Origin of the sequence: Luteibacter sp. dw_328, from assembly GCF_018449605.1 — a bacterium.
GTDB lineage: Bacteria > Pseudomonadota > Gammaproteobacteria > Xanthomonadales > Rhodanobacteraceae > Luteibacter.
Genome location: NZ_JAAVUW010000006.1, coordinates 390662 through 401619, shown reverse-complemented (window position 1 = coordinate 401619; position 10958 = coordinate 390662). Strand labels below are relative to the sequence as shown.

General features: G+C 65.9%; 11 protein-coding genes. 3 read left to right on the top strand and 8 right to left on the bottom strand.

The genetic code is table 11. The annotated features are described in order from the left end of the window. Positions 1-215 precede the first annotated feature (215 nt). A complete protein-coding gene (locus HB634_RS16795; RefSeq protein WP_213949405.1) occupies positions 216-659 on the top strand; it encodes a DUF192 domain-containing protein in 444 nt (147 codons plus the stop codon). 292 nt (positions 660-951) lie between these two features. Here HB634_RS16795 and HB634_RS16790 read toward each other — a convergent pair whose 3' ends face one another. Further along, positions 952-1143 (bottom strand): rubredoxin, encoded by a 192-nt coding sequence (locus HB634_RS16790; protein ID WP_046969539.1) that lies wholly within the window; start codon positions 1141-1143, stop codon positions 952-954. 95 nt (positions 1144-1238) lie between these two features. On the opposite strand from HB634_RS16790, the gene thiE reads away from it, so the two are divergent. Further along, entirely contained in the window at positions 1239-1886 is a 648-nt protein-coding gene (thiE, locus tag HB634_RS16785; protein WP_063572494.1) for a thiamine phosphate synthase, read from the top strand. Further along, on the top strand, positions 1883-3160 hold the full coding sequence (gene hemL / locus HB634_RS16780) for a glutamate-1-semialdehyde 2,1-aminomutase (RefSeq protein WP_213949404.1): 1278 nt from the start codon (positions 1883-1885) through the stop codon (positions 3158-3160). The genes thiE and hemL overlap by 4 nt, the downstream gene beginning before the upstream one ends. Before the next feature lie 99 nt (positions 3161-3259). On the opposite strand, the gene HB634_RS16775 is transcribed toward hemL, so the two are convergent. The 7 genes from HB634_RS16775 to HB634_RS16745 all read right to left on the bottom strand — a co-directional run bounded on the left by HB634_RS16775 (position 3260) and on the right by HB634_RS16745 (position 10897). Beyond that, entirely contained in the window at positions 3260-4507 is a 1248-nt protein-coding gene (locus HB634_RS16775; RefSeq protein ID WP_063572496.1) for an acetylornithine/succinylornithine family transaminase, read from the bottom strand. Between the two features lie 399 nt (positions 4508-4906). Continuing rightward, on the bottom strand, positions 4907-6241 hold the full coding sequence (locus tag HB634_RS16770) for a sigma-54 dependent transcriptional regulator (RefSeq protein WP_213949403.1): 1335 nt from the start codon (positions 6239-6241) through the stop codon (positions 4907-4909). 212 nt (positions 6242-6453) lie between these two features. Next, positions 6454-7269, bottom strand: coding sequence for an NAD(P)-dependent oxidoreductase (locus HB634_RS16765; RefSeq protein WP_063573461.1), 816 nt, complete (start codon positions 7267-7269; stop codon positions 6454-6456). A gap of 10 nt (positions 7270-7279) precedes the next feature. Beyond that, complete coding sequence (locus HB634_RS16760) at positions 7280-7882, bottom strand: LON peptidase substrate-binding domain-containing protein (protein ID WP_063573460.1); 603 nt, start codon at positions 7880-7882, stop codon at positions 7280-7282. 10 nt (positions 7883-7892) lie between these two features. Beyond that, on the bottom strand, positions 7893-9251 hold the full coding sequence (mpl, locus tag HB634_RS16755) for a UDP-N-acetylmuramate:L-alanyl-gamma-D-glutamyl-meso-diaminopimelate ligase (RefSeq protein ID WP_213949402.1): 1359 nt from the start codon (positions 9249-9251) through the stop codon (positions 7893-7895). Positions 9252-9291: 40 nt separating this feature from the next. Then, positions 9292-9876 carry an adenylate kinase gene (locus HB634_RS16750; protein ID WP_063573458.1) on the bottom strand — a complete coding sequence of 195 codons (585 nt, stop codon included), beginning with the start codon at positions 9874-9876 and terminating at the stop codon, positions 9292-9294. A 91-nt stretch (positions 9877-9967) separates the two neighbouring features. Then, the gene (locus tag HB634_RS16745; RefSeq protein ID WP_213949401.1) at positions 9968-10897 is read right to left on the bottom strand and encodes a CPBP family glutamic-type intramembrane protease; all 930 of its coding nucleotides are present in this window, start codon (positions 10895-10897) and stop codon (positions 9968-9970) included. Between the last annotated feature and the right edge of the window lie 61 nt (positions 10898-10958).

Here is a 10958-nt window from a genome sequence, read left to right as displayed (position 1 = left end):
GTATATCGTTTTTCGTTTCCGTCAACACCCTCGTGAATCTTTTTTTCGAGGTGGTTGGTGAAGCCGAAGAACTGTCGCGTGGGTGACTTTCGTCGCGACCAGAAGAGAAGTATAGGCTCGGGGAGCACTTCTGTGAAGGGGTTTTCGACATCTTTCTGAAAAAAAGTCACACGCTAGACTTATAACTTCGGATCACACTAATAAGGTGTAAAAAAATGTTCGCACGCCTTCTTCCCGCAGCACTGATATTCCTGTCGCTGGGCGCCCACGCTGCAACGTCCCCTACCGTCACGCTACACGGTAAGACCTTCGCTACGGAGTTCGCCACGGACGACGCGTCGCGGGAGCACGGACTGATGGACCGGACCGAACTGAGGGCCGATCAAAGCATGCTCTTCTTCTTTCAGGACGATGAGCCGCGCGCCTTCTGGATGAAGAACACCCTCATCCCGCTGGACATCCTGTATTTCGACGGTGCGCGCAAGCTTGTCTCCATGCAGCTCAACGCGCAGCCCTGCAGGGCCGATCCCTGTGCCATCTACCCAAGCGACGGGAAGGCCCGTTACGTCCTGGAGCTTCCGGCGGGTACCGCGGGCAAGCTGGGGCTGAAGCTGGGCGAGCCGCTGACCATCACCGGTGATCCGGGTACGGTGCGCTGATCCGGCAGGAGGCCGCGCTCGCACGGCACGCCGGTGTGATACGGGACAAGCGATGCCGGATCGACGCCGGCCAGTTCGTCCCATTGGTCTTCAAACGGAATGAATCGCTGCATGACGGGCTTCCTCCACGGGATCGGCGCACATTGCGTGACCTCGAGGACTATGGAAGCAGGCTTTCCTGCCTTATTACTGACCGAATGGGGCGAAACGATGTCAGCCCCATCGCGGCGATCGGGACGGTAAGGATTTACCGCTCCGTTGGTTTTTCGCCGATGAATCGGCTCCTACACTATCAGTCGATCTCGACCATTTCGAAGTCGTCTTTGGTCACGCCGCAGTCCGGGCAGGTCCAGGTATCCGGGATATCTTCCCAGCGGGTGCCGGGCGCGATGTCCTCTTCTGGAAGGCCCAGGGCTTCGTCATAGATAAAGCCGCAGACGACGCACATCCATTTGCGAAGGGTGGTTTCGGTGCTCTGGCTCATGGTTTTGCGTACTGTCGTGAATCTGAGAAGTCACCCATTCTGTCACCCTCCGGCGCAACGAGGCTAGCGCGCCACCGTCACCCCCAAGGATTCCCATGAGTACCCTCCTCCGAACCCGACTCCGCGGCCAGGGCGTCTATGCCATCACAGACGGGCCCCGCGACGACCTGTTTGCGGCTGTCGAGGCCGCCCTTGCAGGGGGCATTCGCCTCTTGCAGTACCGGGACAAGACCAACGACGCCGGGCGCCGCCTGGCCGAGGCGACTGAGCTGGCGAGCATGTGCGCACGTTATGACGTCCCCCTGGTGGTGAACGACGACGTGCCGCTCGCCCTCGAGGTCGGTGCCGGCGTGCACCTGGGCCGGGAGGATGTCTCCATCGCCGAGGCCCGGGCCGCGCTCGGCGCGGACGCCATCATCGGTGTGTCCTGCTACGGCTCGATCGACCGTGCCCGTCAGCTGCAGGCCGAAGGGGCCGATTACCTGGCCCTGGGCGCCATGTACCCGTCGACCACCAAGCCGCACGCCCCGGTCGTGGCACACGACGTATTGACGCAGGCGAAGGCCCTGGGCCTTCCCGTCGTGGCGATCGGTGGCATCACCCCCGACAATGGGCGGGTGCTGATCGACGCCGGCGCCGATTACCTGGCCGTGGTGTCCGCGATTTTCGCGGCCGCTGACATCCAGACGGCCGCCCGGCAGTTCGCCGACCTATTCGACCCACGCCCCGGAATCATTCGATGACCACGAACCATGACCTCTTCGCCCGTGCCCAGAAGCTGCTGCCCGGCGGTGTGAACTCACCCGTGCGCGCGTTCCGGTCCGTCGGTGGCGAGCCGTTCTTCACCGAGCGGGCCGACGGCGCCTATCTGTGGGACGTGGAGGGTAAGCGCTACATCGACTATGTCGGCTCATGGGGCCCGATGATCGTCGGCCATAACCACCCGGCCGTGCGCGAGGCCGTGGAGCGCGCCATCCGGAAGGGTCTGTCGTTCGGCACGCCCTGCGCGGCCGAAGTGACCATGGCCGAGACGATCGTCTCGCTCATCCCTTCCGTGGACATGGTGCGCATGGTCAATTCGGGCACGGAAGCCACCATGTCGGCCATTCGACTTGCCCGTGGCGCTACCGGCCGCTCGAAAATCGTGAAGTTCGAAGGCTGCTACCACGGCCATGGAGACAGCTTCCTGGTGAAGGCAGGTTCGGGCGCACTCACCTTCGGCGTCCCCACGTCGCCCGGCGTACCCAAGGCCTCGGCCGACCTGACACTCACCCTGCCCTACAACGATATCGACGCCGCGACGCTGCTGCTCACCCAGGAAGGCAAGGAGATTGCGGCCCTGATCATCGAGCCGGTCGCCGGCAACATGAACTGCATTCCGCCCAAAGAGGGTTACCTGCAGGCGCTGCGTGAGTTGTGCACCGCGCATGGCGTCCTGCTCATCTTCGACGAGGTCATGACGGGCTTCCGCGTGGCGCTGGGCGGGGCGCAGGCCCACTACGGCATCACGCCCGACCTGACCTGCTTCGGCAAGATCATCGGCGGCGGCATGCCGGTGGGTGCCTATGGCGGTCGCCGCGACCTCATGGAACAGATCGCGCCGTCGGGCCCGATCTACCAGGCGGGCACGCTCTCGGGTAATCCTGTCGCCATGGCCGCCGGTCTCGCCATGCTCGGGCTGATCCAGGCGCCGGGTTTCTACGACGACCTGACGGCGCGTACGGCCCGGCTCACCGACGGCATCCTCGCCGAAGCGAAGAAAGCCGGCGTACCCTTCAGCGTGAACCGCGTCGGCGCGATGTTTGGCCTGTTCTTCACCGAAGAAACGGTGGAAAGCTATGCACAGGCAACCAAGGCCGATGTCGCTGCGTTCAACCGCTTCTTCCACGGCATGCTGGAGCGCGGCGTGTACCTCGCACCGTCGGCGTTCGAGGCCGGGTTCGTCTCCAGCGCGCACGATGACGGTGTCATCGCCGAGACGATTGCCACGGCAGGCGAGGTGTTTGCCACCCTCTAAACAACATGGAACTGTAGGAGCCGGCTTCGCCGATGAATCGGCTCCCACAACAAGCCGATGGTGGACGCGCAACAAGCCGGCGACAGGCCGGCGTTGTCATCAGGCGACTTTCGCTTCCTGCGCGAACGCCGCCAGCGAGGCGTGGAGCCGTTCGAGACCTTCCGCGGTTTCCTCATCCGTGATCGTCAGCGGCGGGACGATGCGCAGCACGTCGGGGCCGGCCTGGAGGATGAGCAGGCCGTGGGCGGCAGCGAGATCGAGGATTTCGCCGGCCCGGCCAGCGTACGCGCCGTCGAGCACCGCGCCGATCATCAGCCCGCGACCGCGGATTTCCGAGAACAGGTGGAATTCGTGGTTGAGCTTGTTCAGGCCCGTTCGGATGTCATTGGCCTGACGCTCGACGTTGAGCATGACCGCCGGCGAGGCGATCTTGGCCAAGGCCACGCGTGCCACGGCCGCGGCCATCGGGTTGCCACCGAAGGTCGTGCCATGGGCGCCGAACTGCATCACTTCGGACACCTTGGGCCCGACCAGCATGGCGCCGATCGGGAAGCCGGCGCCGAGTGCCTTGGCCAGGGTGACGATATCGGGCGTGACATGGTCATGCGAATGGGCGAACAGCGTCCCGGTGCGGCCCATACCGCACTGGATTTCGTCGAGGACCATGAGGGCCCCGTGCGCGTCGCACAGCTCACGAACCTTCTTCAGGAAGCCCGGCTCCGCCGGCATCACACCGCCCTCGCCCTGCACCGGCTCGAGCATCACCGCCGCCACGTCACCGTGAGCCATCGCTTCCTCGAGCGCGGCCGGGTCGTTGAACGGCACATAGCGAAAGCCCCCGGGAAGTGGCTCATAGCCTTCCTGGTACTTCGGCTGGGCCGTCGCCGTGACCGCGGCGAGGGTGCGGCCGTGGAATGAACCCTTGAAGGTCACGATGACGCGCTTCTCGGCCGGCCGCCCCTGCGACGCCGCCCACTTGCGCACCAGCTTGATCGCTGCCTCGTTGGCTTCGGTGCCGGAGTTGCAAAGGAACACACGCTCGGCGAACGGTGCGTGCTCGACCAGCTCCTGGGCAAGGTGCAGCGGCGGCTCGGAATAGAAGACGTTGCTGGCGTGCCACAGCTTATTGGCCTGGCCAACCAGGGCGGCAACGAGATCCGGATCCTGGTGACCCAGGGCATTCACGGCGATACCGGCGCCGAAGTCGATGTAATCGCGGCCTTCCGTGTCCCAGACGCGGGAACCCTTCCCGTGATCGAGGATGACATCGCGCGGGCGATAAACGGACAGCCAATAACGCTTGCCCAGGCCAACGAGATCGGAGGGTGTGACAGGGTGCGACGACATGGTGCTGACTCCGGGCCCCGGCCGCAGCGCCGACGCCCCTACAAGAACGGATGGAATCGCACGGTACGCTCTGCGGTCCGACATCGATCCGAAACCACATCATCCTATAAGGCGCGGCCCGCGCCGACAACGCGCGGCGTGTACCGCCGGTGCAACGTTTTGTTACACGTCGCTACACCGCCTGAACGCCCGGTTTCAGCGCGTCTGCCGGAAATGCCTTGAGAATCAAAGGAAGGCCCCCGTGGCACGGCGCTTGCTGCCGTAGTGGGCAAGGCCCTGTGAAGCCCGCGATGTTCGTTCGCCCGACGACCCTGCCAAGCCGGACGACGAATGGGAACTCCCGGTCCCCAGAGGGCCGGGAGTTTTCTTCACTCCCGTCACCGGAGGGGCCGAACCCGGTCAGCGCAGCTGGTCGAGAGCGAGTTGGTGTTTTTTGCAGAGGCGGTAGACGGTCACGCGGGATACGCGCAGGCGCCGCGCGCATTCGCTGATGTTGAACGCGCTTGCACGAAGGCAGTCGACGATCGCCTCGCGTTCGGCGGAGGTGCGCGCGCTGCCAAGGCTATCCCGGTCCGCGCCAGGGAGGTCGGCGCTCAGCTCCAGATCCTCCGGCGTGATCAGCGCATCGTCGGCGATCACGGCCGCGCGCTGCACGCGGTTCATCAGTTCGCGCACGTTGCCCGGCCAGGCAAAGGCGCTCATCGCCTTCCGGGCGCTCGTGCTGAAGGCCCTTGCACGCGTTCCATAGCTCTCACGGAAAGCGTCCAGGAAATACTGGGCCAGCAGTTCGATGTCGCCATTGCGCTCCCGCAACGGTGGCATGCGCAGGCGCAATACGTTGAGGCGGTAGAAGAGATCTTCGCGGAACCGTCCCTGCGAAACGGCCTTCTCGAGATCCACATGGGTAGCGGCCAGCACCCGCACATCGACCTTGATGGACTGGCAGCTGCCGATGCGTTCGATGGTGCCTTCCTGCAGCACCCTCAACAGGTTGGTCTGTGCATCGAGGGGCAGGTCGCCGATCTCGTCGAGGAACACGGTGCCGCCGTCGGCGGATTCGAAGTGGCCGATGCGCCGCGCCGTGGCGCCGGTGAACGAGCCGCGTTCGTGCCCGAACAGTTCGGACTGGACGAGGTTGGCCGGCAGCGCGCCACAGTTGATTGCCGCGAAAGGCCGTTCGTGGCGTGCCGAAAGCTGGTGCAGGGCCCGCGCGGCCATCTCCTTGCCCGTCCCGGTCTCGCCGGTGATGAGCAAGGGCAATTCGACCGGCGCGAACTTGCGGATGTTCTGCGAGAGGGTGCGGATGGCCTGGCTGTCGCCCGTGAGGATGCTCGGACGGGTGTCCACGGCGGCGGGCGCATCGCCCGGCGCGCGTTGCAGCGCCAGGCGCAAGGCGGTGAACGACGATGCGCCGTCGATGATCTCGAGGGCCTGCGGCAAGGCCAGCCGGATCGAGGGCTCATGTGCCGGCGTACGGGAGCCCGTCAGGCCGATCCAGGCCATGGCCGGGTGGTTTTCACGAAGTTGGTGGAGGATGCGGACGGCGGCGAGCGCGCTTGCCCGCAGGTCGACCACGGCGATGGCCGCGTCTCCGCATTCGGGTAGTGCCTCACTCTGGGTGGCCGGATCGGCCACCAGGGTGCGCCAGCCCGCCCGGAGCAGACCAAAGTGTTCTTCAACGCTCGGTCTGCCTACCCAGACGACACAACGCCCCGACATTTCCCCGCGCGACATGCCTGCTCCTCACCCGTTACGTGGCCTGCTAGCCGGCTTCGCGGATTCAATCCTGGACCCGCCGCCGGCACCCCTGCAGGCCGGCAAGCCCCACATCGTCGCGCGTGTGTCAGACGACAGCGACGGGGATCGAAGTTATACCGGCGTGCCGAAAGCGGCCATACACCAAACGGGCTAGCCTCCAGAGCCATACGGGTGCATCGCCGCGCTAGCTACAGAAACAAATCCGGTAGTAGCGGGTTGCCCGGTGCCACGGCGTAGCGATTGAAGTCGGTGATGCCCTCTTCACGCAGCACGTCTTCGTCGATGTAGAACTGGCCGGTGTAGTCACGCGAGCGACGGGTAAGCACCGCGTGCGCCGCATCCGCGACGATGTCCGGCGTGCGGCAGTTTTCGACGCGGACGCCATCGATCATCGCGATCGCGGCCGTGGCGATGACGGTTTTGGGCCACAGCGCGTTCACCGCGATGCCCAGCGACTTGAATTCGGGCGCCATGCCGAGCACGCACAGACTCATACCAAACTTGGCAATGGTGTACGCGACATGTGGTTCGTACCACTTCGGATCGATGCTCGGCGGAGGCGACAGCATCAGCACCTGCGGGTTCTCTGCGTTCTTCAGGTACGGCAGGCAAGCCTGTGTCGTGAGGAAGGTTCCCCGCGTGTTCACCTGCTGCATGAGGTCGAAACGCTTCATCGGCGTGTTCTCCACGCCGGCCAGCCAGATGGCGCTGGCATTGTTCACCACGATGTCGATGCCACCGAAACGTTCGGCGGCCGTGGCCGCGGCCATGCGCACTTCGGACTCTTCGCGAATATCCACTTTCAACGGCAGCGCGACACCACCGGCCGCTTCGATCTCGGCGGCCGCGGTGTGGATCGTGCCGGGCAGCTTGGGGTTGGCGACGCTGCTCTTCGCTGCGATGACGATATTGGCGCCGTCGCGTGCGGCACGCAGCGCGATGGCAAGCCCGATGCCGCGCGAGGCCCCGGTGATGAAAAGCGTCTTCCCTGCGAGGGTCGTCATGGCAAGTCCATTAAGGGCGCTGGAAGCGCGGGAGAATGTCACGCAACTCGGCAAGCCGTTCGAGTGGGTCGTCGAGTTCGAGCATGTGCTGGCACTCGTTCGGATCCAGCGGCAGCAATTCGGAGAGGCGGAAGCCGACCCAGCTGGCATCGTCAGAGCGCGTGGCGACGTCATGCCGCCAGGGTGGCTGCATCTGGTCGACAAGGCGCTCGAGAATGGTCGCGAGCAGACCGAATTCAGGCGGAAGCGGCGTGATGTCTTCGGCACGCCACGTGGCGATGTCGCCACGCACCTGACCGTCCGAACGGATGCGCGTACGCGTGACGCGAAAACGCAGGCCACCTTCGGCGACGATGCCGAGCAGGCCGTCCTCACCCGTGTGGAAGTCCGTGATTGTCGCCAGCGTGCCGACGGCCGCAGGCACCGCGGGATGCCCGGCTTCGCTGCCCTCGAGGATCATGCAGACGCCAAAGGGTCGGCCGGTTCGTGCGCATTCGCGCACGAGGTCGATATAGCGTGGCTCGAAGATGCGCAGTTGCAGCTGACCGCCCGGAAAAAGGACGTTCGTCAACGGAAACAGCGGGAAGTCTTGTCCGGGCGTGGTGGCAGCCATGCCCGCCAGTCTAACCTGCGTCGAGCGCGGTAAAAAAGCGCCGCGGCGCACCTTCGAAGCCGCCGTTGGACATGAACACGACATGGTCGCCTTCCCGCGCATCCGCGGCGAGCGTGGCCACCAGCGCCTCGACCGTCGGCACGGCCTTGCCACGACCATCGAGCGCCGCCGTGACGCGTGCCGCGTCCCAGGCGAGCTCGGGGCGATGCAGGAAGACCACGCCGTCGGCATCGGCGAGCGACGGCGCAAGGGCCTCCGCGTGCGCGCCCAGACGCATGGAGTTCGAACGGGGCTCGAGCGCGACGAGGATGCGTGCGCCGCCGACCTTTGCACGCAGGCCGGCCAGTGTTGTCGCGATCGCCGTCGGGTGATGGGCGAAGTCATCGTAGACCGTGATGCCACCGGCCTCGCCGATCACTTCCATGCGGCGACGCACGCTGGTGAAACTGGCGAAGGCCGGTAGCAGGCTCACCGGATCTGCACCCGCCGCCGTTGCCGCCGCGAGCGCGGCCAGTGCGTTCATCACGTTGTGCCGACCCAGCGAGCTCCAGTGGATCTCACCGAGCACGGTGTCGCCACGACGCACGCGGAAATGCGAGCCGTCGGCGGCGATCAGTTCGGCGCGCCAGTCGCCCTTGTCGACGCCGAAGGTTTCCACCGGCGTCCACGCACCCATGGCCAGCACGTCGGCGAGATAGGCGTCTTCCGCGTTGACGATGAGGCGGCCATTGCCCGGCACCGTGCGCACCAGGTGGTGAAACTGGCGCTGGATCGCTGCCACGTCGGGAAAGATATCCGCGTGGTCGTACTCGAGGTTGTTGAGGATGGCAATGCGCGGACGGTAGTGGACGAACTTGGAGCGCTTGTCGAAGAAGGCCGAGTCGTACTCGTCGGCCTCGATGACAAAGGGCTTGCCCTCGCCGCGACGCGCCGAGACATCGAAGTTGCCGGGCACCCCGCCAATGAGGAAACCCGGCGAAAGGCCGGCCGTCTCGAGCAGGTGGGCGAGCAGGCTGGTCGTCGTGGTCTTGCCGTGCGTGCCCGCGACCGCCAGCACCTCGCGGCCGCCGAGCAGTGTCTCACCCAGCCACTGCGGACCCGAGATGTAACGCAGGCCTTCGTCGAGCATGTACTCGACGGCCGGGTTGCCGCGCACCATGGCGTTGCCCACCACGACCAGATCCGGCGCGGGCTGCAGGTGTTCCGCCTTGTAGCCCTGCATCAGGCCGATGCCGAGGGCTTCGAGCTGGTCGCTCATGGGCGGATAGACGTTCGCGTCCGACCCTTCGACGGTGAGGCCGAGCTCGCGCGCGAGCGCAGCGACGCCGCCCATGAAGGTGCCGCAGATACCGAGGATATGGACGCGCATGGGTCGACTCATGGGGGCCCGCCGAAGCGGGCCGTGAGGGTCAGGCGCTGGCGGCCTGGATATCGCCCGGGAGGACGTCGAGAACGCGCTGGGTCACTTCATCGAGTTCGCCGACGCCCTCGACGACCTGCAGCTTGCCGCGCTGCTTGTAGAAGTCGGCGACGGGCGCGGTCTGTTCGGCATAGATGGCCAGGCGCTTCTTGACCGTATCCGGGTTGTCGTCGGGACGGCCTTCCTTCTCGAAGCGGACTTCGCAGCGGCCGACGATGGCCTGGTCGGGCACATCGAGCTTGACCACGACATCCAGCGGCTGGCCGATCCGGGCCAGCACTTCGTCCAGCGCAGCGGCCTGGGCCAGGTTGCGCGGGTAACCGTCGAGGATGAAGCCCGGCTTGGCGTCCGGCTGGCTGAGGCGGTGCTCGATGATGCCGAGCATGATGTCGTCCGACAGCAGGATGCCCTGGTCCATCAGGCCCTTGGCCTTCAGACCCAGCTCGGTTCCTTCCTTGATCTCCGCGCGAAGCAGGTCGCCGGTGGAGATGTGGGGGACGCCGAGGCGCTCCTTGAGGCGGGTGGCCTGGGTGCCCTTCCCTGAACCGGGGGCGCCGAATAGCACGAGTCGCATTGATGCTCCGATACGTCGGGCGACAGGGGGTTAACCCCAGCGCCGGACACAAGAAAATGGGTCTCAAGGTAACGGCACGGCCGCGCTCGCGTCAAACGGCCGACACCGGAGGCGTGTAGGCCGCGGCCCGCTTCCAGCGGGGAACGACCAGCCGGCCCCGCTTGCGCGCCACCAGGAACAGGCCCAGAGAGACCAGGCTGCACGCTACCAGGGCAACGATCGACGCCTCGGCGCCGAATTCTCCGCCGGAGAGCCAGTCCGGCCCGGCGAGGCGCGAGGCCACCAGCCCGTGCATCTGGAGGCCCGAGGTGGGTACGCCGAAAACCAGCGACTGGGTGATATTCCATCCGGCATGAAGGCCCATGCAGGCCAGCAGCGAGCGGGTCGCCACGTAGAGCAGCCCCAGCATGACGCCCGCTTCCAGGGCGATCGCCAGGCTGGTGCCGATCGTCGCGTGGGGGTTGAAGGCGTGGGCGAAGCCGAAGAACACCGAGGAGATGAGCAGGGCCCAGCCGGTGCCCAGCGCCTCCTCGCAGGCGCGGAAAAGCACGCCACGGGAGATCAGTTCCTCGCCGATGGCCGCGCCAACCCCCGCGCCCAGGACGATGCCCGGCCAGTCGGCGGCCGTGTCCGGTCCGAGGGGTACATAGGCGCCGAAAAGCCACAGGCTGCCGACGACCACGCCCATCAGGGCCACGCCGCCGACCAGCCAGAGCGGGCCGGCCGCCCAGGTCGGCCGCGAGAATTCGGTAAGGGGACGGCGCTCGACGAAGCGAACCAGCACGCCGTAAGCGAGGATCGCCGGCACCGCACGAATCAGCATTTCCCCGATGCCGCGGGCCAAGGTGCTCACATCCTTGCCCGCAAGGCCGATGGGCTTGAGCAGGTGGCTGAGCAGGATCGTCAGCGCGATGGTCAGGATGGCGAAGAGCCCGATGCGGGCGCCGGCGCTATAGAAAAGACCACGCTGCCAGCGCGTGGCGTCGGCGGGCGGGGCATACAGCGTATTCGGTAAGCGCACGGCGAGCCCCTTCCCCTTGATCGTTCCTGAGTCTAGCGTGTCATCGTCATGCCGCACGCGC